21 protein-coding genes are annotated in these 25831 nt (G+C 61.8%); 11 read left to right on the forward strand and 10 right to left on the reverse strand.

Annotated features, from left to right (window positions below):
• The first annotated feature begins 11 nt into the window (after nt 1–11).
• Nucleotides 12–788 carry an arginyltransferase gene (locus D460_RS0111520; RefSeq protein WP_018898697.1) on the forward strand — a complete coding sequence of 259 codons (777 nt, stop codon included), beginning with the start codon at nt 12–14 and terminating at the stop codon, nt 786–788.
• On the forward strand, nt 789–1679 hold the full coding sequence (locus D460_RS0111525) for a DMT family transporter (protein ID WP_018898698.1): 891 nt from the start codon (nt 789–791) through the stop codon (nt 1677–1679).
• On the opposite strand, the gene D460_RS0111530 is transcribed toward D460_RS0111525, so the two are convergent.
• Together D460_RS0111530 and parC are read right to left on the reverse strand one after the other, a co-directional pair.
• Nucleotides 1615–2127, reverse strand: coding sequence for an SRPBCC domain-containing protein (locus tag D460_RS0111530; RefSeq protein ID WP_018898699.1), 513 nt, complete (start codon nt 2125–2127; stop codon nt 1615–1617). The genes D460_RS0111525 and D460_RS0111530 overlap by 65 nt on opposite strands.
• Nucleotides 2128–2294: 167 nt before the next feature.
• Nucleotides 2295–4553, reverse strand: coding sequence for a DNA topoisomerase IV subunit A (parC, locus tag D460_RS0111535; protein WP_026283038.1), 2259 nt, complete (start codon nt 4551–4553; stop codon nt 2295–2297).
• Nucleotides 4554–4777: 224 nt separating this feature from the next.
• Between parC and D460_RS0111540 the strand changes: the two genes are divergently transcribed.
• On the forward strand, nt 4778–5965 hold the full coding sequence (locus D460_RS0111540) for a hypothetical protein (protein ID WP_018898701.1): 1188 nt from the start codon (nt 4778–4780) through the stop codon (nt 5963–5965).
• A gap of 131 nt (nt 5966–6096) precedes the next feature.
• Here the strand turns inward: D460_RS0111540 and aspS are convergent, their stop codons facing one another.
• Nucleotides 6097–7887 (reverse strand): aspartate--tRNA ligase, encoded by a 1791-nt coding sequence (gene aspS / locus D460_RS0111545; RefSeq protein ID WP_026283039.1) that lies wholly within the window; start codon nt 7885–7887, stop codon nt 6097–6099.
• Between the two features lie 268 nt (nt 7888–8155).
• Between aspS and D460_RS0111550 the strand changes: the two genes are divergently transcribed.
• The 4 genes from D460_RS0111550 (at nt 8156) to D460_RS0111565 (ending at nt 13431) form a co-directional block, all read left to right on the forward strand.
• Nucleotides 8156–9571: a multicopper oxidase family protein gene (locus D460_RS0111550; protein WP_018898703.1), complete on the forward strand. Its 1416-nt coding sequence runs from the start codon at nt 8156–8158 to the stop codon at nt 9569–9571.
• An 83-nt stretch (nt 9572–9654) separates the two neighbouring features.
• Nucleotides 9655–10800: a ribonuclease D gene (gene rnd, locus D460_RS0111555; RefSeq protein WP_018898704.1), complete on the forward strand. Its 1146-nt coding sequence runs from the start codon at nt 9655–9657 to the stop codon at nt 10798–10800.
• 162 nt (nt 10801–10962) lie between these two features.
• A complete protein-coding gene (locus D460_RS0111560) occupies nt 10963–12027 on the forward strand; it encodes an adenylate/guanylate cyclase domain-containing protein (protein WP_026283040.1) in 1065 nt (354 codons plus the stop codon).
• Nucleotides 12028–12072: 45 nt separating this feature from the next.
• On the forward strand, nt 12073–13431 hold the full coding sequence (locus D460_RS0111565; protein ID WP_026283041.1) for an esterase-like activity of phytase family protein: 1359 nt from the start codon (nt 12073–12075) through the stop codon (nt 13429–13431).
• A gap of 79 nt (nt 13432–13510) precedes the next feature.
• Here D460_RS0111565 and ppx read toward each other — a convergent pair whose 3' ends face one another.
• The 4 genes from ppx to D460_RS0111585 form a co-directional block, all read right to left on the reverse strand.
• Nucleotides 13511–15034, reverse strand: coding sequence for an exopolyphosphatase (gene ppx, locus D460_RS0111570; protein ID WP_018898707.1), 1524 nt, complete (start codon nt 15032–15034; stop codon nt 13511–13513).
• A gap of 12 nt (nt 15035–15046) precedes the next feature.
• Nucleotides 15047–17251: an RNA degradosome polyphosphate kinase gene (locus D460_RS0111575; RefSeq protein WP_018898708.1), complete on the reverse strand. Its 2205-nt coding sequence runs from the start codon at nt 17249–17251 to the stop codon at nt 15047–15049.
• A 66-nt stretch (nt 17252–17317) separates the two neighbouring features.
• The gene (hdaA, locus tag D460_RS0111580; RefSeq protein WP_026283042.1) at nt 17318–18031 is read right to left on the reverse strand and encodes a DnaA regulatory inactivator HdaA; all 714 of its coding nucleotides are present in this window, start codon (nt 18029–18031) and stop codon (nt 17318–17320) included.
• Nucleotides 18028–19149 (reverse strand): AI-2E family transporter, encoded by a 1122-nt coding sequence (locus D460_RS0111585; RefSeq protein WP_018898710.1) that lies wholly within the window; start codon nt 19147–19149, stop codon nt 18028–18030. The genes hdaA and D460_RS0111585 overlap by 4 nt, the downstream gene beginning before the upstream one ends.
• A gap of 245 nt (nt 19150–19394) precedes the next feature.
• Here D460_RS0111585 and purM point away from each other — a divergent pair, with 245 nt between their 5' ends.
• Genes purM through D460_RS0111605 form a run of 4 tightly spaced genes read left to right on the forward strand, consistent with a single transcriptional unit; the run spans nt 19395 to nt 21825 of the window.
• Nucleotides 19395–20468 carry a phosphoribosylformylglycinamidine cyclo-ligase gene (purM, locus tag D460_RS0111590; RefSeq protein WP_018898711.1) on the forward strand — a complete coding sequence of 358 codons (1074 nt, stop codon included), beginning with the start codon at nt 19395–19397 and terminating at the stop codon, nt 20466–20468.
• Nucleotides 20465–21124, forward strand: a complete 660-nt coding sequence (gene purN, locus D460_RS0111595) for a phosphoribosylglycinamide formyltransferase (RefSeq protein WP_018898712.1) — start codon at nt 20465–20467, stop codon at nt 21122–21124. Before purM ends, purN begins: the two co-directional genes overlap by 4 nt.
• A 60-nt stretch (nt 21125–21184) precedes the next feature.
• The gene (locus tag D460_RS0111600; RefSeq protein WP_018898713.1) at nt 21185–21421 is read left to right on the forward strand and encodes a hypothetical protein; all 237 of its coding nucleotides are present in this window, start codon (nt 21185–21187) and stop codon (nt 21419–21421) included.
• The gene (locus D460_RS0111605) at nt 21418–21825 is read left to right on the forward strand and encodes a type II toxin-antitoxin system VapC family toxin (protein ID WP_018898714.1); all 408 of its coding nucleotides are present in this window, start codon (nt 21418–21420) and stop codon (nt 21823–21825) included. Before D460_RS0111600 ends, D460_RS0111605 begins: the two co-directional genes overlap by 4 nt.
• Before the next feature lie 12 nt (nt 21826–21837).
• Here the strand turns inward: D460_RS0111605 and D460_RS0111610 are convergent, their stop codons facing one another.
• The 3 genes from D460_RS0111610 to D460_RS0111620 all read right to left on the reverse strand — a co-directional run bounded on the left by D460_RS0111610 (nt 21838) and on the right by D460_RS0111620 (nt 25812).
• Complete coding sequence (locus D460_RS0111610; RefSeq protein ID WP_018898715.1) at nt 21838–23001, reverse strand: alpha-D-ribose 1-methylphosphonate 5-triphosphate diphosphatase; 1164 nt, start codon at nt 22999–23001, stop codon at nt 21838–21840.
• A gap of 76 nt (nt 23002–23077) precedes the next feature.
• Nucleotides 23078–23677 (reverse strand): NUDIX domain-containing protein, encoded by a 600-nt coding sequence (locus D460_RS0111615; RefSeq protein ID WP_018898716.1) that lies wholly within the window; start codon nt 23675–23677, stop codon nt 23078–23080.
• Nucleotides 23674–25812: a molybdopterin oxidoreductase family protein gene (locus D460_RS0111620; protein ID WP_018898717.1), complete on the reverse strand. Its 2139-nt coding sequence runs from the start codon at nt 25810–25812 to the stop codon at nt 23674–23676. Before D460_RS0111620 ends, D460_RS0111615 begins: the two co-directional genes overlap by 4 nt.
• Between the last annotated feature and the right edge of the window lie 19 nt (nt 25813–25831).

The raw sequence follows: 25831 nt of genomic DNA on the forward strand, positions 1-25831 counted from the left end.
CTCAGCAGCAGATGAATACGCAGACCACGCCATCTCCGCAGTTTTATCTGACGGCCCCGGCTGCCTGCCCTTACCTTGCGCATGAGATGGAACGGAAGGTTTTTACACATCTCGTCGGGCCACGCGCCGCCGAGATGAATGACATCCTGACGCAGGGCGGATTTCGCCGCTCTCAGAACATCGCCTACCGCCCGGCCTGCGAGGCCTGCCGGGCCTGTGTATCGGTCCGCATTCTCGCCGACGAATTCGAGCCGACCAAGTCGATGAAGCGGGTCATCGCGACCAATTCCGATATCATCTCGACCGAATTTCCGGCGCAGCCATCGAGCGAGCAATATTCGCTGTTTCGCCGCTATCTCGATTATCGCCACCAGCAGGGCGGCATGTCCGACATGACGGTGCTCGACTATGCGATCATGGTCGAGGATACCCACGTCAACACCAAGATCATCGAGTATCGCCGGCGTGTCGAGGGATCAGGACTGGAGACGCGGCCAAGCGGCGAACTGATCGCAGCGGCTTTGACCGACACGATGAGCGACGGGCTCTCGATGGTCTACTCCTACTTCAATCCCGATCTCGACAAGCGCTCGCTCGGCACCTTCATGATCCTCGATCATATCAGGCGGACAAAAGCACTCGGCCTGCCGCATGTCTATCTCGGCTACTGGGTTCAAGGCTCGCGGAAAATGGACTACAAGACCCGCTACCAGCCGCAGGAACACCTGACAGCACGCGGCTGGGAACGTTTCGATCCCACATCCCTTCCCGAAGGTAGCCAACCCTAAATGAGTTTCCCCAACCTTTCCGATCATCGGAAGGGCCTGCTGCTGACGGCGATCGGCGGCCTTGCGCTCTCCATGGACATTCCGCTCGTACGCCTTGGCCATGGCGACATGTGGTCGATCGTGGGCATGCGCAGCATCACGACGGTTGCCGTGACTTTGCTGATCCTTTGCGCGATCCGGTGGGTGAAGGGAAGTTGGCCGGCGATGGTGCCCGGTCGAGCGGGCCTTCTTGCGGGATTTCTCTATGGGCTCTCGACCATCACATTCCTGCTTGCGGTGTTTAACACGACCACCGCCAACGTCGTCTTCATCGTCGCCTTCAATCCGATGTTCGGGGCGCTGCTGTCATGGCTGTTCCTGAAGGAGCGCCCGTCCCTGTCGACGCTGGTGACCATGGCGGTGATGATCCTCGGCGTCGGCCTTATCGTCGGCGACGGCTTGGCCGGCGGCCACAGCTTTGGCGACGCGATGGCGCTTTTGACGGCGCTGGTGCTTGCGGGCGCGATTACCGTCGGGCGCGCCTCACGTCGCGCCATGGGCTTCGTGCCGTTGCTTGCCGCGGCCTTTCCCGCCGCTCTGGGCATTGCGAACGCTTTGCCGGCAGGTCTCGTGATCGAGCATCCCGCCTGGATCATCTTCAACGGTGCGGTGCTTATGCCCCTATCGTTCTGGTGTCTTGCCAGCGGCCCGCGTTATCTTTCGGCACCCGAGGTCGGGATGTTCTACCTGCTCGAGACCATCCTGGCGCCGATCTGGATCTGGCTGATCTTCGCGGAAACGCCGCCGGTCATGACACTGATCGGCGGCTCCATCCTCGTCATCGCGATTATGGCGCACTCGCTTTGGATGGTTCGGAAACAGCCTGCGACGCGACAAGCTCCGGCAGCTTGACCGTGTGAGCCGCATCGAGCTCGCGCTCCAGCCCGTTCAGCACGTGTGTCCAACCGCGATGGGTCTGCTCTTCGAAGGCTGACCATTCCGCGCACATTTCATGCGACAGCGTCAGGCGCGTGCCCTCCCCCAGCGGTTCGATTTCGACGCGGATGCGATCGGCATTGTGATCGTGTTCGGCGACCGAAAACGAGAACACCATCAGGCGCGGCCGGCGCATTTCGAGAAACACGCCATAATGAACGGCGTCGCCGGTCGGCCGCCTGTCGATGACGAGAAAATGGCCACCGACGCGCGGCTCGATATCGGCGCGGATGACCCGGCCGTCATCGGTGGCAAAGAGGAAGCGTTTGGCGACTTCGGGGTTGAGCCAGGCGTCGTAAACCTCGCAGGGCGAGGCGTTGTAGGTGTGGCCGACTGAAAGCGTAATGGTCTTGCAGGCACTCATCAACATTCCTCCGTGATCGGACCTCCATGATCGGACATGCCGCCTTCCACGAAGACGCCACATACGATCATTCCGTCCGCCTTCGGAATGATGTTTGTCCATGTTGTGATTACAGGACAAAATTAGAGGAAATGCCCCGCTCGCCAAGAGCGAGGCGCTGATATATTTCAGCCGGCGAACTTGCCGCTGCGGGGGAAGCCCTTGGGAACGGTGCGGCCGGCGGAAGCGCGGTCGGCGAGCCACTCGGCGAGCTCTTCCTTGTTCTTGCTGAACGTCCGGCCGGCGCTGTCTTCCCATAGGAGGCCATCCGCGATCGCGAAGCAACGAACGTCCGAAATGCCGCCATCCTTGTAGCGCTGCAGGCGAACGCCCTTGCCGCGCGACATTTCAGGAACCTGATCCAATGGGAAGACCAGGAGCTTGCGGTTTTCGCCGACAACGGCGACGTGGTCGCCGGATACGGGCACGAGCAGCTTGGTCTCGTCGGGCATGGAGACATTCATGATCTGCTTGCCCTTGCGGGTGTTGGCGACCATGTCGGTCTCGGCGACGACGAAGCCATTGCCGGCCGTCGAAACGATCATCTGCTTGCGCTGCGGATCGTGGACGAAGGCCGTCAGCACGTCCTGGTCGTTGTCCATGTCGATCATGATACGCAACGGTTCGCCATGACCGCGGCCACCCGGCAGCTTGTCGCCGCCGAGCGTGAAGGCCTTACCGCCGGTGGTGATGACAAGGATCTTGTCCGTCGTCTGCGCCGGGAACGCGATCCTCAGCGCATCGCCTTCCTTGAAGGTCAGCGTCGCGGTGTCGGAGATGTGGCCCTTCAGCGCGCGGATCCAGCCCTTTTCGGAAACGACGACGGTGATCGGCTCCTTCTCGATCATCGCCTGCTGGATCGCCTGTTCATCGGCATCGGGCGCTTCCGCAAACTGGGTGCGACGGCGGCCGAGTTCGGTCGCCTTGGCGAACTTCTTCTTCACCTCGCCGATTTCCCAGGCAACGGTCTGCCACTGCTTGTCCTCGGAGGCGAGCAGCGCTTCGATCTCGGCCTTTTCCTTGCTCAGAGCGTCGAACTCGGTGCGGATTTCGAATTCTTCCAGCTTGCGCAAGGAGCGCAGGCGCATGTTGAGGATGGCTTCGACCTGGATCTCGGTCAGCGACCAGCGCGCGACCATGACGGGCTTGGGCTCATCTTCCTCGCGGATGATGCGGATCACCTCATCGATGTTGAGATAGGCGATCAACAAACCGCCCAGGACTTCCAGGCGACGCTCGATGGCGGCCAGGCGGAAGCGCGAGCGGCGCTGAAGCACGTCGCGACGATGGTCCAGCCACTCCTTCAGAACCTCGTTCAAAGCCATGACGCGCGGAATGCGGCCCATGGAGAGAACGTTCATGTTCAGCGGGAAACGGCTTTCGAGTTCCGTCAGCTTGAACATGGATTCCATGAGGATCGTCGGGTCGACCGTGCGGTTCTTCGGGACCAGCACGACGCGGACATCTTCGGCCGACTCGTCGCGGATGTCTTCCAAAAGCGGCAGCTTGCGGGCGATCAAGAGCTCGGCGATCTTCTCGATCAGGCGCGACTTCTGCACCTGGAACGGGATTTCGGTGATGATGATCTGATAACCGCCGCGGCCGAGATCCTCGGTCTCCCACTTGGCGCGCGTGCGGAAACCGCCGCGGCCGGTCTTGTAGGCGTCGATGATCGTCTGGCGGTCGTCGATGATGATGCCGCCGGTCGGGAAATCCGGACCCGGAATGAACTGCTCCACCAGCGTCTCGACCGTCGCATCCGGATGCTTGATCAGATGCAGCGCCGCGTCGCACAGTTCATGTGCGTTGTGCGACGGGATCGAGGTCGCCATGCCGACGGCGATGCCCGACGAGCCGTTGGCGAGAAGGTTCGGGAAGGCGCCGGGAAGAACCGTCGGTTCCTGGTCTTCTTCGTTGTAGGTCAGACGGAAATCGACGGCGTCTTGGTCGACACCTTCGAGCAAGAGCCCGGCGACATCGGTCATGCGGGCTTCGGTGTATCGATAGGCAGCAGCGCTGTCGCCATCGATGTTGCCGAAGTTCCCCTGCCCGTCGACGACGGGATAGCGCTGCGAGAAATCCTGGGCGAGACGGACCAGCGCATCGTAGACCGACTGGTCGCCGTGCGGGTGGAATTTACCGATGACGTCACCGACGATACGGGCGCATTTCTTGAAGGCCGAGTTCGGGCGAATACCCATCTCGCTCATCGCGTGGATGATGCGGCGATGGACAGGCTTGAGGCCGTCGCGAACGTCGGGCAGCGCGCGATGCATGATGGTCGACAGCGCGTAGGCGAGATAACGCTCTTCGAGCGCCGCCTTCAGGTCGATCGGAAGAATGCTGTCATCGTCTCCGCCAGAGGGCGGCAAAATCTCTTGTCCCATACCTTCTGACTAACCGAGATGGTTGATGTGAGCAAGGAAACCGGGCATTGCGGCTGTGGATGAAGTCTCCGAACAGAAAGAAAACAACCGCTAAAACCTTTCTGCCCGAATTTGGACTTTGTTTGCTTATCCCTTCAACATAATTTTAGAAAACACGAAATATAAACCGGCACAAATCCACCGTAGATTATGGCCAACCGCCCACCTGGATCTGAGGAACACCCATGACATTTTACCGGACGACACGGCTCATGCTTTCGGGCGTGGCATTCCTTTCTCTCGCAGGCTCCGCCTTCGCGCTCGATGGCCAGGACCTGCTGAAGAAGATCAATGCCGCCTACACGCTGCAGGGCGGCACGCTCGCAGCCGATGGCGTCGATGTCGACGGCAAGACCGTCACGCTGAAGAACGCCAGCTTCAAGCCGAACAACGGCGGCGCTCTGCCGATCGGCGAAATCACGCTTTCGGGCGTCGAGGAAGATGACGACGGCGGCTACTACATCGAGGAAGCAGCTTTCCCCGATATCAACACCACCAATGACGGCGCGACGCTGACCGTCAGCGAGCTGACGCTCGGCGGCATCTCCGTCCCGGCCGACCCCAAGGGCGAAGGCCTCTCCTCCATGCTGCTCTACGAGAGCGCCCACAGCGGCCCGCTGAAGGTCGTCAAGGATGGCGCCGAAGTGTTCTCGCTCGGCGGCAGCGATGTGAACCTGACATTGCGCGAAGACGAGTCAGGCTTCGATTTCGACGGCGCCTTCAAGAGCCTCAAGGCTGACCTCAGCAAGGCGGCCGATCCGCAGAGCAAGGAAGCGATCGAGAAGCTGGCGCTGCAGCAGGTCAATGGCGACATCACCATGAAGGGCGCCTGGGATCTCGCACCGGGCACGATCGACGTATCGGAGTTCGCGCTTGATTTCAGCAATGTCGGCAAGCTCAACCTCGCCTTCAAGGTCAACGGCTATACGCTCGCCTTCGTGAAGTCGCTGCAGGAAGCCGCCCAGCAGGCGGAAGCCAACCAGAACAAGGACCAGGCCCAGCAGGCCTTCGGCCTTGCCATGCTCGGCCTGTTGCAGCAGCTGTCCTTCGAAAGCGCCCAGATCCGCTTCGACGACGCCTCGATCACCAAGCGCGCGCTTGATTACGCCGGCAGCCAGCAGGGCATGTCGGGCAAGCAGATGGCGGACTCCCTGAAGGCGATGGCGCCGATCATGCTGGCGCAGCTGAACATCCCCGAGCTCCAGAACGCCGTATCGGCCGCCGTCAACACCTTCCTCGACGACCCGAAGAGCCTGACGGTCAACGCCGCACCGGAAAAGCCCGTGCCGTTCCCGATGATCATGGGTGCCGCCATGGGCGCACCGAACACGCTGCCGCAGGTGCTCGGCGTGAAGGTTTCGGCGAACGATTGATCGCCTCGACATGAAATCAGGAAGGCCCGGCGCGCATTGCTCGCCGGGCCTTTTTTGTTGCCTGAAATGGTGGCGCCAGAATCAAAAAAGCCCGACTTGCGCCGGGCTTTTCTCATTCAAGCGATACTCGCTCAGTCCTTCTTGACCGGCGGCATGACGCGCAGCGACAGTTCCATCAGCTGCTTCGGGGTTGCCGGCGACGGGGCGTTCATCAGGAGATCCTGCGCCTGCTGGTTCATCGGGAACAGCGTGATTTCGCGCAGGTTCTTGGCGCCGAGCAACAGCATCACGACACGGTCGATACCGAAGGCGCAGCCGCCGTGCGGAGGCGCGCCGTACTGGAATGCGCGGTACATGCCGCCAAAGCGCTCTTCGACATCCGTCTGGCTGAGGCCGACCAGTTCGAAGGCCTTGACCATGGCTTCCGGCGACTGGTTACGGATAGAGCCCGAGGCGATTTCGAAGCCGTTGCAGACGGCGTCGTATTGGTAGGCCTTGAGCGACAGCGGATCTTGGCTCTGCAGCGCTTCCAGACCACCCTGCGGCATCGAGAAGGGGTTATGGGCGAAGTCGATCTTCTTGTCTTCCTCGCTCCATTCGTAGAACGGGAAGTCGATGATCCAGCACAGTTCAAAACGATCGCGATCGACCAGGTTCAGGTCTTCGCCCGCCTTGGTGCGCGCTTCGCCTGCAAACTTGTAGAACTTTGCCGGTTCGCCGGCGACGAAGAAGGCGGCGTCGCCTGCTTCAAGGCCGAGCTGGACGCGCAGCGCTTCGGTGCGCTCTTCGCCGATGTTCTTGGCCAGCGGACCGGAACCGCCGACCTTGCCGTCTTCTTCCTTCCAGAAGATGTAGCCGAGGCCCGGCTGGCCGAGCGACTGCGCCCAGGCGTTCATGCGGTCGCAGAACGCGCGGCTACCGCCGGTCTTGGCCGGGATCGCCCAGACTTCAACCTTCGGGTTGGAGGCAATCATGCCGGCGAACACCTTGAAACCGGAGCCTGCGAAGTGCTCGGTGACGGCCTGCATCTCGATCGGGTTGCGCAGGTCGGGCTTATCGGAGCCGTACTTGCGGATCGCGACGTCGTAAGGAATACGCGGCCATTCCTTGGTGACCGGCTTGCCTTCGGCGAACTGCTCGAAGACGGAGGTCATGATCGGGGCCATCGTGTCCCAGACATCTTCCTGGGTGACGAAGCTCATTTCCAGGTCGAGCTGGTAGAATTCGCCCGGCAGGCGGTCGGCGCGCGGGTCTTCATCGCGGAAGCACGGCGCGATCTGGAAGTAGCGGTCGAAACCGGCCACCATCAGGAGCTGCTTGTACTGCTGCGGGGCCTGCGGCAGGGCAAAGAACTGGCCGGGGTGGATCCGCGACGGCACGAGGAAGTCTCGCGCGCCTTCCGGCGAAGACGCCGTCAGGATCGGGGTCGTGTATTCGCCGAAGCCGGCCGACGTCATGCGGTTGCGGATGTCGGAAATGATCTGGCTGCGCTTGACGATGTTCTTGTGCAGCGTCTCGCGGCGCAGGTCGAGGAAGCGGTACTTGAGGCGGATGTCCTCAGGATAATCCGGCTCGCCGAAGACCGGCAGCGGCAGTTCCTTGGCTTCGGAGAGCACTTCGATCTCCTGGGCGTAGAGTTCGATCTCGCCGGTCGCCATGTTCTTGTTGACGGTGTCTTCCGAGCGCGCCTTGACGACGCCGTCGATGCGGATGACCCACTCGCCGCGAACGGTCTCGGCGATCTTGAAGGCCGGGCTATCCGGGTCGGCGACGACCTGGGTCATGCCATAGTGGTCGCGAAGGTCGATGAAGAGAACGCCGCCATGGTCACGAACGCGGTGGACCCAGCCGGAAATCCGGACATTGGCGCCGACATCCGACTTGCGGAGGGCTGCACATGTGTGGCTGCGGTAACGATGCATCATCTCAATTTCCAGTATTTGGCTTGAAGACGGCAGCAGGGGCTTCAAAAGCTCTCTCGCGCCGACAAGAAAATCGGGCGGAAAAGCGCATGGACGGCCTGATTTGTCAAGACTTGGCACGGCCCACGCGCGCTTTGCGCCCGGTTTTCGACGTGGTTGCAATCTTATCATATGCCAAGCTCTGCGGCAGTTTGGCTGCACGAGGCATATTGCTGAAGGTCGCGGTCAACTTTAAAGAGGATGTATCATTCTTCTCCGGAGTCCCGCCATGCCCCTCCTCACCCGCCGCAACCTTCTGAAGGCTTCCGCCGTCGCCGGCGCTTACGGGGTGGGTATCGGCATCGCGGGCAAGTTCGGCCTGGCGGAAGCGGCACCCGAGCCGCAGGTCTTGAAAGCGCTGAAGACTCAGGCGACGCTGACCGACGCCGGCGTGACCAAGAACATCATGACGTGGGGTGCTGTGGGGGGTGACGCGCAGGGCGGTGCGGGAATGCCGCCAGTGCTGCGGATGACCAAGGGCAAGCCCTATGCGGCGCGGCTGACCAACACGCTCGACGAACCCACCACCATTCATTGGCATGGCCTGCGCATTCCCAACAAGATGGACGGCGTGCCGTTCATGACGCAGCCCTACGTCTATACCGGCGACAGCTTCGACTACGCCTTCACGCCGCCTGATGCCGGCACCTTCTGGTATCATCCGCATTGCAACACGCTGGCGCAGATGGGCCAGGGCATGACGGGCGTGATCGTGGTCGAGGATGCGGCCGACCCGACATTCGATTCCGAAGTGGTGCTGAACCTGCGCGACTGGAGGCTTGGCGGTGACGGCCAGTTCATTGCCGCGTTCCGGCCGCGCGATGCGGCGAAGACCGGCACTTACGGCACGGTGCGCACCGCGAACTGGCATCAGGAGCCGCAATATGACGCGCCGGCCGGCGGCCTGATCCGCCTGCGCATCGCCGTCACCGATGTCACGCGCATCTTCTCGCTGAAGATGGAAGGTGCCGAGGCGACCGTGATCGCGATCGACGGCAATCCCGTGCCGAAGCGCTTCCCGCTCGACCTGCTGTTGATCGGCCCGGGCCAGCGCCTCGATCTTGCCGTTCGCATGCCAGATTCCGAAGGCGCGGTTGCGACGTTGGAGGACATTCGCGGGACCACGCCGAAAACGATCGCCAAGCTTCGTTCGGTGGGAACCTCGCTGAAGCGCAATGTCGGCGATCTCGCGGCGCTCGCCGAGAACCCAGTCGCCAAGGCCGACCTGTCTTCTGCGGAAAAAATCTCGGTCGTTCTCAGCGCCACGGCTGAGAATGCGCCCGTCGACAGCATCTGCGGCACGCTGGGCTACAGCTTCTGGGCTATCAACAAGGTGCCATGGCCGGGCGACACGAGTGACCCGACGGCGCCGCTTTCGGAACTGAAACTCGGCAAGAGCTATATCCTGCAGCTGGAGAACGTGACGCCGCATACGCATCCGATCCACCTGCACGGGATGAGCTTCACGGTGCTCTCATCGTCCACGCGGGAGGTCATGCCGCTCGTCACCGACACCTATCTGGTGCAGCCGGACGAGAAGGTGCAGCTCGCCTTCGTCGCCGACAATCTCGGTGATTGGCTGTTGCATTGCCACATCATCGAGCATCAGAAGACCGGCATGACGAGTTATGTCAGGGTTGTTTGACCACTCTTTGCCGGTAGCGGTTGACATATTGGGCCGAAAGGAGAAGGAAGGTTCAACTATGTCTATCCTGCGAATGAATTGAGATGATTGAAACAACCGCCGATTTGGAGGCGGCCTGCACCGAGCTGGCCAAGTCAGAATTCATTACTATCGACACCGAGTTTCTGCGAGAGACGACGTTCTGGCCGGAGCTTTGCTTGATCCAGATGGCGAGCCCGACGACGGAAGTGCTTGTCGATCCGCTCGCCAAGGGTCTCGACCTGAAACCCTTCTTCGAGCTGATGGCCAATTCCAGCGTGCTGAAGGTGTTCCACGCCGCGCGCCAGGATATCGAAATCATCTACAACCGGGGCGGTCTCATTCCGCATCCGATCTTCGACACGCAGGTTGCGGCGATGGTCTGCGGCTTCGGCGATTCCGTCTCCTACGACCAGTTGGTCAGCCGCACAAAGGGCGTGCAGATCGACAAGTCCTCGCGCTTCACCGACTGGAGCCGCCGTCCGCTTTCCGACAAGCAGCTCGACTATGCGCTGGCCGACGTGACGCACCTGCGCGACGTCTATCTCTATCTCAAGGCAGAGCTCGAGCGCGAAGGCCGCTCCTTGTGGCTCTCCGAAGAGATGGATGTGCTCGAGGCGAAAGAGACCTACGACATTCATCCCGATGACGCCTGGCAACGCCTGAAGATGCGCCTGCGCAAGCCGCAGGAGCTTGCCGTGCTGAAATACGTGGCCGCGTGGCGGGAGCGTGAAGCGCGCAGCCGCAACGTGCCGCGTTCGCGCGTCATCAAGGACGACGCGATCTACGAGATCGCCCAGCAGCAGCCGAAGGATGCCGAAGCGCTCGGTCGCCTGCGCACCATCCCGAAGGGTTGGGAACGGTCATCGGCCGGTGCTGCCGTCGTCGAGGCGGTGAATACGGCGCTCGCGCTGCCGAAGGCCGAGATGCCGCATGCGCCGAGACAGACCCAGGCGCCGGAGGGAGCCGCGGCCGCAGCCGAGCTCTTGAAGGTGCTATTGAAGCTGATCTCGGAAAAGCACGGCGTTGCGCCAAAGGTGATCGCCAACAGCGAGGATCTGGACAAGATCGCCGCCGAGGGCGAAAACGCCGATGTGGGCGCGTTGCGCGGCTGGCGCCGCGAGCTGTTCGGCGATCCCGCTTTGCAGCTGATCAAGGGCGACGTTGCGTTGCGCTTCGTCGGCAAGAAGGTCGAGACGGTCGCTCTGTAAGTCGCGACGCAAATTTTGCGTCGCCTCGATTCAGGCCATAACTGCGCCCAATCATTCAGCTAAATCTTTTCGGGAGGGATATCCAATCCCCTTCCGAAAGGGCTTACGCGCGCCTACATTGCTTGAGACGCACGCTGGCCAAGGCTGAACGAAAAGACCCTTATGAGAGAAGTATCTCCAGTCCAGAACTGGCTTCTGATCATGCTCGTCATGGCGGGAAGCGGCGTGCTCTATAGCGTGATGTTCTTCCAGGACAGCCGCCCGCTCATCGGCGCGGTCTTCGCGCTGTGCATGGGCATGCCGATCATCGCGTTTGAGCGAAAGGTGATCTTTCGCGAACTGCGCAACCGGGTCGAGGCGCTGCCGACGCTGACCTTCTTCCTCGCGGAGCTTTTCATCTACGAAGTGCTGATGAGCATCGGCTTCGCGGCCGCTGGCCTTTCGCTATGGGGGACCGGCATCGTCATTCCCCATTCCTGGGTCGACATGGTGGTGCTGCCGTTCAATGCATTTCTTTACGCGCTTGCCGTCTGCTCGCTGATGATCTTTGTTCTCAGAGTTCGCGAGTTGCTGGGCCGTGAGGTGTTCACCAGCATGCTCATCAGCCGCTACCGCAAGCCGGTCAGCGAAGAGCGGGTGTTTCTCTTCATCGACCTTGTCGATTCGACGACCTTCGCGGAGAAGCACGGTGACCTGCGCGCGCAGCAGATGCTGAGCTCGCTGTTCGCGGCCTTTGCCGAGCCGGTGCGCAAGTACAAGGGAACGATCGTCGATTATGTCGGCGATGCCGCCATCATTACCTGGCCGCTGGACCGTGGCGTCAAATTCGCGCGCTGCGTCAACTGCATCTTCGACATCATCAATGCGATCGAGGCGGATGCCGAGAGCTGGTTGACGACCTATGGGCAGGTGCCGAGGCTGCGCGCGGCGCTGCATGGCGGAAGCATCATCACCGCCGAAATCGACCATCACAAGATCACGTATTTCGGCGATACGATCAACACCGCGTCGCGGCTTGAATCGCTCTGCAAGACGCTGAACCGCTCGGTGCTGATCTCGACCGACCTCGCCCAGCGGATCCAGCTGCCGGCCAAGGTGGTGGCGGAGGATCTCGGCCAGCACGCGGTCAAGGGACGCGGACAGAGCCTCGGCGTGATCTCGCTCGTCAAGGCGGACGACCGCATAGCGTCACCAAAGCTTCACGCGGGTGTCAAAGCGCCGACATAAGAGGCCTGCTAATCGAACCCCGCATTCCATCACATGGGGGTTTCGATGAAAAATGCTCTTCTTGCTTCTGTTTCATTTGTTCTTTTGATCGCCGGTTCGGCCATGGCCGACCAGCAGCAATTTCCCGCAAAGCTCGCCGGCCAGGCTATTCTGCCGGCGAACACCATGGTGCCGGCTCCCGCCGATGCACCCGAATTCCTCAAGCACTCCGGCAAGTTCACGACGCCGGATCGCAAGCGCACCGAGGCGCTCGGCACCGTTCCGGGCAAGGACGGCGCACGCGTGACCGACCTCAAGCTCCCCTTCGACGGACAGCCGATCCAGGGCTTCTCCGGCATCAAGACCATGGAAGACGGCACGTTCTGGACGCTGTCCGACAACGGTTTCGGCTCGAAGGCCAACTCCAGCGACGCCATGCTTTTCCTGCATCAGGTGAAGTTCGATTGGGCCACCGGCAAGGTCGAGGTCGTCAAGAACCTGTTCCTGTCCGATCCCGACAAGAAGGCGCCCTTCCCGATCGTGCTTGAAGGTGCCGAGAAGCGCTACCTCACAGGTGCCGATTTCGACATCGAATCCATCCAGCCCGTCGCCGACGGTTTCTGGATCGGCGAGGAGTTCGGGCCCTACATCCTGAAGTTCGACACCGAGGGCAAGCTGACCGACGTCGTTTCCACCGTCGTCAACGGCAAGCCGGTGCTGTCGCCCGACCACCCGACGCTCTCGGTTCCGGCAAACCCGGTCGCCAAGATGCCCGCATTCAACGTGAAGCGTTCCGGCGGCTTCGAAGGCCTTGCGATGTCCAAGGATGGCAGCAAGCTTTATGGCCTGCTCGAAGGCCCGCTCTTCCAGGACGACGGCAAGGTCGAGGCGGTCGATGGCCGCACGGGCCTGCGCATCGTTGAGTTCGACACGGCGGCCAAGAACTGGACCGGCCGCAGCTGGCTCTACCCGCTGGAAGAAAAGGGCATCGCGATCGGCGACTTCAACATGCTCGACGACACCACCGCGCTGGTGATCGAGCGTGACAACGGCGCCGGCAGCAAGGACAAGGCCTGCGCCGATCCCAAGCAGCCGAAGGCCGATTGCTTCGAGGCTCCCGCCGAGCTGAAGCGCATCTATAAGATCGAGTTCAACGACGCCAACGCAAACGGCGCCGTTCGCAAGATCGGCTATATCGACCTTCTCGACATCAAGGACCCGAACAACAAGAAGAAGGCCGGCACCAAGGATGGCGTCTACGACATGCCGTTCGTAACGATCGAGAACGTCGACCGCGTTGACGCCACCCACATCGTGGTCGGCAACGACAACAACCTGCCCTTCTCCGCCGGCCGCGCAGTAGACAAGGCTGACGACAACGAGTTCAGCCTGCTCGAAGTCGGCGAACTGCTCAACGCCAAGTAAGCGGCATCGAAATCAAGACGGCCCCCGTTCGAAAAAGCGGGGGCTGTTTTGCTTATTACGGAGCTGGGCGTTGATGCCGCTACTCGAAGCGGAAGGCCAGGCGCTTGTTGGTGAGCTTCGCAAGCTGCTGCAGGCGGCCGTCGAGACGCTCGCCGGCGAAATCGCGATACTCCGAGGGCACGACGAATTCGAGGTCGAGATCGGGATCGTTGGACTTGCGGAAGGTCAGATTGCGGACGATGCCGGGCATCGAGGCCGAGAACAGGTAGACGACACGCAGCATGCCGCCGAGCAGCTTGGCGCGCTCGACATATTGCGGCGTCGCGATCGTTGCCAGCGGGCTGGTCGCGCCGTCGTCGTGCAGGCCTTCGAAGCGGTAGTAATTGGCAAGCGCGATGAAAGCGCGGCCGGGATGGCTGATGCCGACGAAGGACGTGTGGGCGATGATATTAAGCGCCTGCAGGCCGCGATAATCGGGATGAGCGCGCCAGCTGATATCGGCAAGCAGGCAGGCAGCCTGGCGATAACGGGCTTCTTCCGGCGTCTCCAAAATGTCGAAGAACGGCATCATACGGCCGGTCCATTCCGAGAGCTCGCGGGCATGCTCCGGCGAGCGGGCACGCAGGATCGCCAGTTCGCGGGCCGCTTCCAGCAGCGGGTCGGCGCGGCGTTCGCTTTCGGAGAGAAGCGAGTAGAGATAGCCCTCGCGCACGCCCTGGCCGGAGAAGGAGATCACCGAGGGCTTCATGACGCTCAGCACTTCCTTCATCGCAATGGCGCCGAAGGGCAGCAATGCGCGGCGATACTTCGAAACCGCCATCCAGGCGGGATCCTTGGAGTCCCTCGCTGCATCGACCTGATCGAGAAACAGCATCATCTGCTCTAGCGAGATCTCGTAGCCCTGCATCATGTGCAGCGGGTAGTTGGTCATCTCCATGTGCAGCTTGGCGATGTTTCGCCAAGTGCCGCCGACGGCGTAGAACGTGCGCCCCTCGCCCTGGGCCAGAAGCTTGGAGATGGTCTTCACGTGCTTGCGGGCGAAGGTGCGGGCCTTCTCCATGGAGCCGCCGGCATATTCCGACAGGCGCAGGCCGCCGAGCGGCAGCGTTACGCCCTGGCCGAGTTCCTTGCCCTTGATGTCGATCAGCTCCAGAGAGCCACCGCCCAGATCACCGGCGATACCATCCGGCGTGTAGAAGCCGCTGACGATACCGAGCGCGGAGAACTTGGCTTCTTCTTCACCAGAGAGAACGCGCACCTTGCGCTGCAGGATGGTTTCGGCGCGATGGATGAAATCCGGGCCATTCGAGGCCTCACGGGCAGCAGCCGTCGCCAGCACGTACATGGTGGCCGCACGCGCCTGATCGGACAGCGCCTTGAAGCGATGCAGAGCGGAAAGCGCACGTTCGACGCTGGCCTCGTCCATCTTGCCTGTGAGCGCTATGCCCTTACCGAGACCGCAGAGAACCTTTTCGTTGAAAAGGATCGTGGGCGATCTCGACAAGCCTTCATAGATGACCACACGGATCGAGTTCGACCCGATATCGACAACGGAGACCGGGGCAATCCCTGGAAGGCGCCCCTGGGCTTCTGATTCAACCATGCAGGTCCAGTTTTATCGTTTCGTGCGGCCGGAAAGAAGGCCGGCGATCAGCTTTGGCGCACTGGATTTCAACGCTTCACCACGGCCCGAAAGGCTGGGATTGGTCATGAAATACTGTTGCGCGTTGAACGGCTCCTCGCCCTTGCGCACCTCCATGCGCCTTGACGTTCCGTCGGCCAATATCTCGTAGCTTTGTTGATTGTCAATGAGGTTGCCCAGCATGATCTGTGACAAAACCTGCTCGTGCACGGTCGGATTGATGAGCGGAACCAGCGTTTCGACGCGACGATCGAGATTTCTCGGCATCATGTCGGCCGAGCCGATATAGACCAGCGCCTTGTCGGACGGCAGGCCGTGGCCGTTACCGAAGCAGAAGATGCGGCTGTGCTCGAGGAAGCGGCCGACGATCGACTTGACGCGGATGTTTTCCGACAGGCCGGGAACCTGCGGGCGCAGGCAGCAGATGCCGCGGATGACGAGATCGATCTCCACGCCGGCGTGGCTCGCCGTATAGAGCGCATCGATGATTTCGGGATCGACGAGCGAGTTCATCTTCATCCAGATGGCCGCCGGCGCGCCGTTCTTGGCGTGCTTGATCTCTTCGTTGATGTGACGAAGGATGCGTGAGCGCAGCGTATAGGGCGATACGGCGAGCTTCATGCTCTCTTCTGGCTCGCCATAGCCGGTGATGAAGTTGAAGATATTGGCCATGTCGTGGGCAATCACCGGATTGCAGGTGAAGAACGACAGGTCGGTATAGATCTTCGCGGTGATCGGGTGATAGTTGCCGGTGCCGAGGTGGCAGTAGCTGCGCAGCTTGCCCTCTTCGCGGCGAACGACCAGCGACATCTTCGAGTGGGTCTTCAATTCGATGAAGCCGAAGACGACTTGCACGCCGGCGCGTTCAAGGTCGCGCGCCCAGCGGATGTTGGCCTCTTCGTCGAAACGCGCCTTCAGCTCGACCAGCGCCGTAACCGACTTGCCGGATTCGGCGGCGTCGATCAGCGCGCGCACGATCGGGCTGTCGTTGGAGGTGCGGTAGAGCGTCTGCTTTATCGCCAGGACGTCAGGATCGCGCGCAGCCTGGAGCAGAAACTGGACCACCACGTCAAAGGACTCGTAGGGGTGGTGAACCACCATGTCCTTTTCGCGAATGGCGGCGAAGCAATCGCCGGCGTGCTCGCGGACGCGTTCGGGAAATCGCGCGTTGTAGGAGGGGAAGCGCAGGTCGTCGCGCGGCGCCTTGGTGATCTCGGACAACGTGTTCAGTGCCAGCAGCCCCGGCAGAACGGCAACGCGGTTATCGGGCACGTTGGTTGCCTGCACCACGAACTGGCGCAGCGAAGCCGGCATTTCGGAATCGGTTTCAAGACGGATCACCGAACCGCGGCGGCGGCGCTTCAGCGCGGTTTCGAAGAAGCGGACGAGATCTTCGGCTTCTTCCTCGACTTCGATATCGCTGTCGCGGATGATGCGGAACGTACCGGAACCCTGCACCTCATAGCCCGGGTAGAGCCGGTAGATGAAGATATTGGCGACGTCCTCGAGCGTGATGTAGCGGATCGTGTTGCCGTCATCTGGCAGGCGCACGAAACGATCGAGCGCCGGCGGCAGGCGCAGCAGCGCCGTCATCGGCTCGCGACCATTCTTGCTGACCAGTTGCAGGCCGATCGAGAATCCGAGATTGGGGATGAAGGGGAACGGGTGCGCCGGGTCGATCGAGAGCGGCGTCAGAACCGGGAAGATCGCCTGCTCGAATTCGGTCGCGAGCCAGTTGCGATCGGTTTCGCTGAGCGCGCCGGGGCGCACAATCAGGATGTCTTCCTTGGCGAGATATTGCTGCAGCACGGCCAGCGAGGCCTGTTGCTCCATCTGCAGATTGTCGATTTCCTGCAGGATGGATTCGAGCTGTTCGGCCGGCGTTTTACCGTCAGGCGTGCGCACAACGATGTTCTGGCGCACTTGCGCTTCAAGACCTGCAACGCGGACCATGAAGAATTCATCGAGGTTGGCAGCCGAGATCGACAGGAACCGAACGCGCTCGAGCAGCGGATGCTCGGTGTTCAGCGTCTCCTCGAGAACGCGGCGATTGAACTGCAGCCAGGAAAATTCGCGGTTGATGAAGCGCTCGGGGCTGGAGAGCAGTTCTTCAAGCGGAGGAACGTTCGCCTTGGTTTCGGGAGCCGTTTCCTGGTTTCCCGCGACTGCACTGTCCATCGTTCGATCGTCCCCTCATCATTGCGCCAAGCCGAATATATCAGTTTCACGACGGAACTGTGACAGTCAATCAGCCGGATCGGAATTGCCCAATTCATTCAACACTTCAGCGGCGAGCGCGCGCGTGATCTTGGTGCCTCTCGACAGAGCCAGACGGTCCAGCCGCTCGACGATCGTCTGCGCGGCGTTCAGCGATCGCTCCATCCTGACGACAATATAGAGCACCAGTTTGTCATCTATATAAAGCTGGCGATCGGCAAACAGCTTGACGATAACCTGCGACAGCAGTTCCTCGTCCGGCTCGCCGATCTCGACGACGGTCGCGGCCTTGAGGCGAGAGCGCAGATCGGCGAGCTCGACAGGCCAGGACATCGGCCAGAGGCGGCTGGTCATCAGCAGGCTGTGGCCGTTTTCGCGCACGCTGTTGATGACGTGAAACAGTTCGGTGTCGTCGAAGCCGAGGCGATCGACATCCTCGAAGAGCACCGGGCCGTTAGCCGCATCGACGGCGGCGTTGGCGCCCGCTTTCGGATGGATGAGCGTGGCGCCGCTGTGATCCTTCCAGATATTGGCGAGGTGCGACTTGCCCGATCCGACCGGGCCGGCGAGGATGACGACTGGCGATGGCCAGTTCGGCCAGGCATCGACGATCTCGACAGCCGCCGCCAGCCGCTCGGAGATCAGGAGATCATCACGACCGGTCGCGGCATCATGAGAAAAGGCCAAGGGGAGCTGCTCCACGGGCTTGCGCCTTGAGTCAGCGTTTTTCACGTCAGTCATTTCGGGCCAGCTTTTGTCTTCCGTACCGGGGTGGCCTTCGCCTCGCCCGCATACAGGTCGCTCTCAAGATACCGTGAAAGCGCAAAGCGAACAAGGACGCCGACGGCGGCAGCGGCCGGCACGGCGACCAGAAGCCCCACGAAGCCGAACAGCGCGCCGAAGGCGAACAGCGCAAACATCAGCCAGACCGGATGCAGGCCAACGCTGTGGCCAACCAGCTTCGGCTGCAGGATGTTGCCTTCCATGAACTGGCCGCTGAAGAAGACCGCGAGAACCGCGCCGACCCAGATATAGTCAGGCCAGAACTGCACGAGCGCCACGCCGACTGCGGCAATCAGACCTACCGTGGAGCCGACATAGGGAATGAAGCTGATCATGCCGGCGAAGAGGCCGATAAGCAGGCCGAAGTTCAGCCCTACCAGCGACAGGCCGACCGCATACCAGATGCCGAGGATCAGGCAGAGAGACCCCTGCCCGCGAATGAAGCCGGCGATCGCGCCATCGATCTCGCTCATGATCTGGTGAACGTTGGCGACATAATCACGGGGGATATACTTGTCGATATTGGCGACCATGCGGTCCCAATCGAGGAGCATGTAGAAGGCGACCACTGGTGTCACGACCATCAGCGAAATGACGTTGACGACGGCAAGGCCGGAGCTCCAGACCTGGCTGAACAAGCCGGTGAGCAGGCCAAAGCCCTGCGACAGGATTTCCGAGAAATTGTTCTTGATTGTACCGAGCTGGTTCTTGATCCAATCCGGTAGCATCGAGTTCTGCTGCTTGGCGATGAAGGTCTGCAGCTGATCGATATAACCCGGCAGGCGGCCGGCGAAATCGGCGAACTGGCTGGCAAGGATCGGGATCAGGATCATCAGCGCCAGGACGATCAGGATGACGAAGGCGATCAGGATGACGATGGTCGCCATCAGACGGCTGAGGCCGAACCTCTCCAGCCGGTCGGCGACCGGATCGAGGAAATAGGCAATCGCCATGCCGGCCAGAAACGGCAGCAGGATGGAGCTGAACACCAAAAGGAAGGCGATGAAGGCGGCGAGCACGAACAGCCAGAAGATAACCTGGCGCTTCAGACCGGCGCCGCTAACCTGGTGTGCCATCATGTTCTCCGCTGATCGAACGTCGGTACTTGCCGCATCGCAGCGATACGGCCTGCGAGCCACATAGGATGCACCCGCGAGAATGGTCAACCCCAGCGTCCAATTTCCCAGAAGCTCCGTTCAAAAGAGCGGGAAATTGGGGCTTTTGCCACGCAACGCCTTGCATAAAGGCCCCTGTCATGCAATTGCGACCCGCATGTGACGCGGGGATATTTCCCGCCCGACGACAGCCATCGGAGAGCAGTATGAGCCAGTCCGGAAAAAACGGTCTCACCTATAGCGATGCAGGCGTGGATATCGACGCTGGCAACCTTCTCGTCGAAAAGATCAAGCCCGCCGTACGCTCGACCCGCCGCCCCGGCGCGGATGGCGAAATCGGCGGCTTCGGCGGCCTGTTCGACCTGAAGGCCGCAGGCTTCACCGATCCGGTTCTGGTCGCGGCCAATGACGGCGTCGGCACCAAGCTGAAGATCGCGATCGACGCGGATTATCACGACACCGTCGGCATCGACCTCGTCGCCATGTGCGTCAACGATCTCGTGGTACAGGGCGCCGAGCCGTTGTTCTTTCTCGACTACTTCGCGACCGGCAAGCTCGACCCTGATCAGGGTGCGGCGATCGTCGAAGGCATTGCCGCCGGCTGCCGCGACGCCGGCTGTGCGCTGATCGGCGGCGAGACCGCGGAGATGCCGGGCATGTACTCCTCCGGCGATTACGATCTGGCCGGCTTTGCCGTTGGTGCTGCCGAACGCGGCAAGCTACTGCCGTCGGGCGATATCGGCGAAGGCGACGTGATCCTCGGCCTCGCTTCCTCGGGCGTCCACTCCAACGGCTTCTCGCTGGTGCGCAAGATCGTCGGCATTTCCGGCCTCGCCTGGGATGCGCCGGCACCGTTTGCTGACGGCAAGACGCTTGGCGAGGCGCTGCTGACCCCGACCCGCATCTATGTGAAGCAGTTGCTCAGCGTCATACGCGAGACCGGAGCGATCAAGGCGCTGGCGCACATTACCGGCGGCGGCTTCCCTGAAAACATTCCGCGCGTTCTGCCCAAGCACCTCGCCGCCGAGATCGATCTTGCCGCCGTCAAGGTTCCGGCCGTGTTCTCCTGGCTGTCGAAGACCGGCGGCGTCGAAGCAAACGAAATGCTGCGCACCTTCAACTGCGGTATCGGCATGATCGCCGTCGTCTCCGCCGAGAATGCCGACACCGTCATCTCGGCGCTGGAAGCGCAGGGCGAAAACGTCGTGCGGCTCGGCCAAATGATCGCGCGCGCCGAGGGTGCGCACGGCACGCTCTACAAGGGTACGCTCGCCATATGACGTCTCCGCGCAAACGCGCCGTCGTCTTCATCTCCGGCGGCGGCTCCAACATGATGGCGCTGGTCGCCGCCGCGAAAAATCCGGATTTCCCGGCCGAGATCGTCGGCGTGATCTCCGACAAGCCGGACGCTGGCGGGCTTGCCAAGGCGTCAGCCGAGGGCATCGCGACCTTCGCCTTTTCGCGCAAGGACTACGCCAGCAAGGAAGCGCACGAAGAAGCGATCTTCGCGGCGCTGGACGCACTGGCTCCCGACATTCTGTGCCTCGCGGGCTATATGCGCCTGCTGAGCGGCACGTTCATCCAGCGCTACGAGGGGAAGATGATCAACATCCACCCTTCACTGCTGCCGTTATTCCCCGGCCTGCACACGCACCAGCGCGCCATCGACGCCGGCATGCGGATCGCCGGCTGCACCGTACATTTCGTCACCGAGGGCATGGATGAAGGCCCGGTCATCGGCCAGGCGGCCGTGCCGATCTTCTCGGACGACACCGCCGATACGCTGGCGGGGCGTGTGTTGACGGTCGAGCATCAGATCTATCCGCAGGCGCTGAAGCTGTTTGCCGAGAGCAAGGTGCGGATGGAAGGTGGCAAGGCTGTTAGAACGGCCGATGCGTCCGATACCACCGCAACCGGTGCTGTTATCTCCGCCTGACCGGAGATTGACCGGCGGGATGATGCGGATCATCATGTGCGTGGCCCACGGAGCGACGCCATGACTGTTACCGTCAACATCGATGAAGCAAGCCTTCCCGAACTCCTTGCCAAGGTAGAAGCCGGCGAGGAGGTCGTTATCCTGCGCGATGGTTTGCCGGTGGCGAGGATGGCCCCTGTCGCGGCGGATCACGAAAAGCGCAGGCAGGCAATCGAGGCCGTCCGTGCCTTCCGGAAAACCATGCCAAGCATTACAGCGGAAGAAATTGCCGAGTGGAAGGCGACGGGCCGGCGATGACGGCCAAATTCGTCGTCGATTCATCTGTCGTGTGCTGCTGGGTTTTGCCAGACGAAAGCTCGCCGATCGCGGCTGCCGCATTCGCCCATCTTCAAACCTCGGACGCGATTGCTCCCGACTTATTGTGGCACCAAGTGCGCAATGTGTTGATGATGGCGAGAAGGCGCAATCGGATCGACTTCGACAAGGCGCGTGAAGGTGTGAAACTCTTGCGTGGACTGAGCATCTTCACGCAGCGCTCGCCGAGCGACGACACAATTCTTGGCTTGGCGGAACGGCACCGGTTGACCGCTTACGATGCCGCTTATTTAGCCTTGGCAATCCAGACGAAACTGCCGCTCGCCACCCTGGACAAGCAACTGATAGAGGCAGCAGCACGCGAAAACGTGCCGCTGCTCGCTTGACAGGATCAACCCTTAAGCCGCGATCGCCCGTGGCTGATGCAGCGTGCCGTCGCTGTAGACGAAGCGGCCGCCGCGGAAGGTGGCGCGGATGCGGTGGATGTCGCCGGCTTCGACGACCACCAGATCGGCGCGCTGGCCTATGGCGATTTCGCCGCGGTCAGTGAGACCGGCGGAGCGGGCGGCGTTTTTCGTTGCCATGGCGACGGCGGTCGGCAGGTTGGTGGCCTCGGCGATCTTGAAGATGCCGGGGACGAAGGCAGCCGGGTGATAGTCGGCTGCGATGACGGAAAGGACGCCGGCGCGGGCGGCATCGAGAGCGCTCAGATTGCCCGACATCGACTGGCCGCGCAGCGCATTCGGCGCGCCCATCAGCGTCCAGAGGCCACGGCGGCGTGCTTCTTCGGCTGCCGGCAGCGTTACCGGGAACTCGCTGATCGTGACGCCCATCGCATGCATCTCAGCCACCTTCTCGGCGCTGTCGTCGTCATGCGAGGCGAGCGACAGCTTGTGGCGCAGAGATAGGTCGACGATGTGGCGAAGCCTGGTCTCGATCTCGGGATTGTCACGCATGGCGATGCGCTTGGCGACCATCTCGGCGGCCATTTCCTCGGAGATGGCACGGCGCTCGGCCATGCTGAGGATATAGCTCTGGATGTCGTTATACTGGCCTTGCCCCGGTGTGTGATCGGTCAGCGAGACCATATCGACATGGCCGGCATCGAGCAGCTTTTCGAGCGCCGGCGCCGCGCCAACGTTCGTGATCTCGTAGCGCGCGTGTACGCGGTGATCGATCAGGAGGTCATCCTTGAAGCGGCTCACGCCCTCGATGACGGCGCAGGTGGTTTCCAGCGAGCGGACGTGGCCGTAGACGCTTTCGGTGGCGAAAGAGACAGCGGCATAGGCGGTCGTCACGCCATGGGCGGCGAGCTTCTTGTCGAGCTCGTGGATGGAGAAGCCGATCGGCATCATGGCGTTGGGGCGCGGCGCGATCTCGCGCTCGATCATGTCGCCGTGGAGGTCGACGAACCCCGGCATCAGCAGGCGACCTTCGCCGTCGATTGCGGCATTGGCGACCATCTCCGGGCGGATCTCGGCGATAACGCCATCCTCGATGCGAACCGAGCCGTTGTTCACGACCTCATCCGGCAGAACGATCGTGAAATTGCTGAGCCACATCGGCTTTCTCCTCATATCAGGCAATTATGACAAGCCGGAGCCGATAGCCCCGATTCATGACATGCGAATGAACGTCTCAGGGCTTATTCAAGGCAACCCTGTTCAACGCCGCCCATTGCAGCAGAATGATCGTCTTGAAGTCGATGATATGACCGCTGGCGATCATCTTCACTGCGTCATCGAGCGGGATTTCGACGACCTCGATGTCCTCGTGCTCCTCAGCCAGTCCGCCGCCTTCGGAGACGCGGTCGTCCGTGTCGATCGAGGCCGCGAAGAAGTGGACGAGTTCGGCGTTGGAGCCCGGCGAACTGTAGGCCTTGAAGAGGAAGCGGACATCGCGGACGCGGAAGCCGGTTTCCTCGATGGCTTCGCGTCGGATGGCGGCTTCCGGCTCATCGCCATCGAGCAGACCGGCCGGCGTTTCCAGCATCCAGGCCGGCTCGCCGTGGAGATAGACGGGCAGACGGAACTGGCGGACGAGGACGACGGTGTCGCGCTTGGGGTCGTGCAGCAGGATCGTGGCGGCGGGGGTGCGATGGTAAATCTCGCGGTGGATGCGGTGCGTTTCGCCGTCGGAATTGGTGTAATCGACCTCGTAGGTGCTGAGCCGCGTCCAGCCATCCGAGAGCGTCCTTTCCTGGATGACCTCGGCCTTCGCCTTTTCAAATTTCGTCATGCCGCGTCCCTGCGAAGCCAAACCTTGTTGTCGTGGACGGCAGCACCGCCATAGGGCGCGACGGGGTCGGCGCCGGTCAAAACGTTGATGCCTTCGCCATCCACATGTGCCTTGTTCGGCCACAGGCCCTCAGCAATCAGCACGCCCGGCCTGACCTCGGTCGTCAGCTTGGCGTGCAGGCGAATTTCGCCTATTGCGTTACCGACCTGGACGAGATCGCCGTGGGCGATGTCTTGGGCTTTCGCATCGGCGGGATTGATCATCAGCTCCGGCCGCCCCTCCTTCTGCCGTGAGGTTTTGGTCTCGGCGAAGCTGGAATTCAGGAAGTTGCGGGCGGGCGATGTGGCGAGGCGGAACGGGTGCTCGGCATCGGCCACTTCGATCACGTCCACCTGATCCGGGAACTGAGGCAACTCCGGATAGGGACCGAGCAGACCGACGGCCTCCGGCGGACGGTTCGGCGCCGGCTGGTTGCGCCAGTCGGGGCGGAAGTGGAAGCGGCCGTCGGGATGGGCGAAGCCGTTGATGAAATGGGCGTCGTCGAATTCCGGCTGGCGATCGAACCACTTGTGCTCGAGGAAATGATCGTAGCCGGGCAGTTCGCTCGATTGGAGAACGCGGTCGATCATCTCACGCGCCGTGAAGCCGAAGCCGGGACGATCGGCAACGCCGAGGCGCTTGGCGAGTTCCTCGATGACGAAGAGATTGGTGCGCACCGTTTCCGGCGGCTCGACCAGCTTCGGGCCGAGCAGAATGTGGTTCTGGCCGCCGGCGCGGTAGATGTCGTCATGCTCGACGAACATGGTGGCGGGGATGACGATATCGGCCATCTCGGCGGTATCGGTCATGAACTGCTCGTGGACGGCGACGAAGAGATCGTCGCGGGCGAAGCCGCGCTTCACCAGCCGCTGCTCGGGCGCGATATTAACAGGGTTGGTGTTCTGGATCAGCATGGCGGTGACGGGGCCGCGATGGCGCAGAGCCACGGCATCGCCGGTCAAGGCGCGGCCGATCTGCGACTGGTCGATCATGCGGATATCGGCATCCTTCATCGACTTGCCGGTCAGTTCCGCGTTGTTCATGCGGAAGATGTCGCTGTTTGAGTGGAAGGCGCCGCCGCCTTCATATTGCCAGGAGCCGAGAACGGTTGCCACCGAGGCTGCCGCATGCATGGCGACCGCGCCGTTGCGCTGGCGGGTGAAGCCGTAGCCTAAGCGGAAGAAAGTCTTCTTCGTCGTGCCGACGAGCTTGCCGAAGGCTTCGATCTCCTCGACCGAAAGCCCGGTGATGGCGGCGGCCCATTCCGGCGTCTTCGTTTTCAGATGCGCTTCGAGGCCTGCGGAATCGTCGGCGTATTTCGCCATATAGGCGCGGTCGGCATAGCCGTCGCGGAAGGCGATGTGCATGGCGGCACAGGCGAGCGCGGCATCGGTGCCCGGCTTGAGGATCAGCGCCAGATCGGCCTGCTTCATCGTCGGGCTGTCGTAGATATCGATGACGACGATCTTGGCGCCGCGTTCCTTGCGCGCCTTGATCGCGTGGGTCATGACGTTGACCTGTGTGGCGACCGCGTTGGTGCCCCAGATGACGACGCAATCGGTGCGCGCCATTTCGCGCGGATCCGGGCCTCTCAAGACCCCTGTGGCCATGGTGAAGCCGGTCCAGGCAGGGTTGGTGCAGATCGACGAGAAGAAGCCGGAATAGCGCTTGGCGTGGCGCAGGCGATCGATGCTGTCGCGCTGCACCCAGCCCATTGTGCCGGCATAGTAATAGGGCCAGATCGCCTCGCTGCCATCCCTGGCCTCGGCCTTGACGAAGGCTTCGGCGATCTCATCCAGCGCGGCGTCCCAGGAAATCTGCTGCCACTCTCCTGCCCCCTTGGCGCCCTTGCGGCGCAGCGGGTGCATCAGGCGATCGGGATGGTAAAGACGTTCGGCGTATCGCGCGACCTTGGCACAGATGACGCCAGAGGTGTAGCTGTGGTCGTTTGCCCCGCGCACACGGCCGATCCTGCCATCATCAGTGACCTCCACTTCCAGCGCGCAGGTGGAGGGACAGTCATGCGGACAGGCAGTGTGGCCGATCCGGACGGAGGACTTCGGGGATTTGGCTTCGATGGGGGTCGCAATGTTCATGGAGTTTCTATATTCCAAC

This window comes from Rhizobium sp. 2MFCol3.1 (assembly GCF_000377565.1).
Classification (GTDB): Bacteria; Pseudomonadota; Alphaproteobacteria; order Rhizobiales; family Rhizobiaceae; genus Rhizobium.

What these genes read in the sequence shown, in the direction of transcription:
- D460_RS0111520 (WP_018898697.1), top strand. Translation starts at nt 12, where the DNA reads ATGAATACGCAGACCACGCCATCTCCGCAGTTTTATCTGACGGCCCCG.
- D460_RS0111525 (WP_018898698.1), top strand. Translation starts at nt 789, where the DNA reads ATGAGTTTCCCCAACCTTTCCGATCATCGGAAGGGCCTGCTGCTGACG.
- D460_RS0111530 (WP_018898699.1), bottom strand. Translation starts at nt 2,127, where the DNA reads ATGAGTGCCTGCAAGACCATTACGCTTTCAGTCGGCCACACCTACAAC.
- parC (WP_026283038.1), bottom strand. Translation starts at nt 4,553, where the DNA reads ATGGGACAAGAGATTTTGCCGCCCTCTGGCGGAGACGATGACAGCATT.
- D460_RS0111540 (WP_018898701.1), top strand. Translation starts at nt 4,778, where the DNA reads ATGACATTTTACCGGACGACACGGCTCATGCTTTCGGGCGTGGCATTC.
- aspS (WP_026283039.1), bottom strand. Translation starts at nt 7,887, where the DNA reads ATGCATCGTTACCGCAGCCACACATGTGCAGCCCTCCGCAAGTCGGAT.
- D460_RS0111550 (WP_018898703.1), top strand. Translation starts at nt 8,156, where the DNA reads ATGCCCCTCCTCACCCGCCGCAACCTTCTGAAGGCTTCCGCCGTCGCC.
- rnd (WP_018898704.1), top strand. Translation starts at nt 9,655, where the DNA reads ATGATTGAAACAACCGCCGATTTGGAGGCGGCCTGCACCGAGCTGGCC.
- D460_RS0111560 (WP_026283040.1), top strand. Translation starts at nt 10,963, where the DNA reads ATGAGAGAAGTATCTCCAGTCCAGAACTGGCTTCTGATCATGCTCGTC.
- D460_RS0111565 (WP_026283041.1), top strand. Translation starts at nt 12,073, where the DNA reads ATGAAAAATGCTCTTCTTGCTTCTGTTTCATTTGTTCTTTTGATCGCC.
- ppx (WP_018898707.1), bottom strand. Translation starts at nt 15,034, where the DNA reads ATGGTTGAATCAGAAGCCCAGGGGCGCCTTCCAGGGATTGCCCCGGTC.
- D460_RS0111575 (WP_018898708.1), bottom strand. Translation starts at nt 17,251, where the DNA reads ATGGACAGTGCAGTCGCGGGAAACCAGGAAACGGCTCCCGAAACCAAG.
- hdaA (WP_026283042.1), bottom strand. Translation starts at nt 18,031, where the DNA reads ATGACTGACGTGAAAAACGCTGACTCAAGGCGCAAGCCCGTGGAGCAG.
- D460_RS0111585 (WP_018898710.1), bottom strand. Translation starts at nt 19,149, where the DNA reads ATGGCACACCAGGTTAGCGGCGCCGGTCTGAAGCGCCAGGTTATCTTC.
- purM (WP_018898711.1), top strand. Translation starts at nt 19,395, where the DNA reads ATGAGCCAGTCCGGAAAAAACGGTCTCACCTATAGCGATGCAGGCGTG.
- purN (WP_018898712.1), top strand. Translation starts at nt 20,465, where the DNA reads ATGACGTCTCCGCGCAAACGCGCCGTCGTCTTCATCTCCGGCGGCGGC.
- D460_RS0111600 (WP_018898713.1), top strand. Translation starts at nt 21,185, where the DNA reads ATGACTGTTACCGTCAACATCGATGAAGCAAGCCTTCCCGAACTCCTT.
- D460_RS0111605 (WP_018898714.1), top strand. Translation starts at nt 21,418, where the DNA reads ATGACGGCCAAATTCGTCGTCGATTCATCTGTCGTGTGCTGCTGGGTT.
- D460_RS0111610 (WP_018898715.1), bottom strand. Translation starts at nt 23,001, where the DNA reads ATGTGGCTCAGCAATTTCACGATCGTTCTGCCGGATGAGGTCGTGAAC.
- D460_RS0111615 (WP_018898716.1), bottom strand. Translation starts at nt 23,677, where the DNA reads ATGACGAAATTTGAAAAGGCGAAGGCCGAGGTCATCCAGGAAAGGACG.
- D460_RS0111620 (WP_018898717.1), bottom strand. Translation starts at nt 25,812, where the DNA reads ATGAACATTGCGACCCCCATCGAAGCCAAATCCCCGAAGTCCTCCGTC.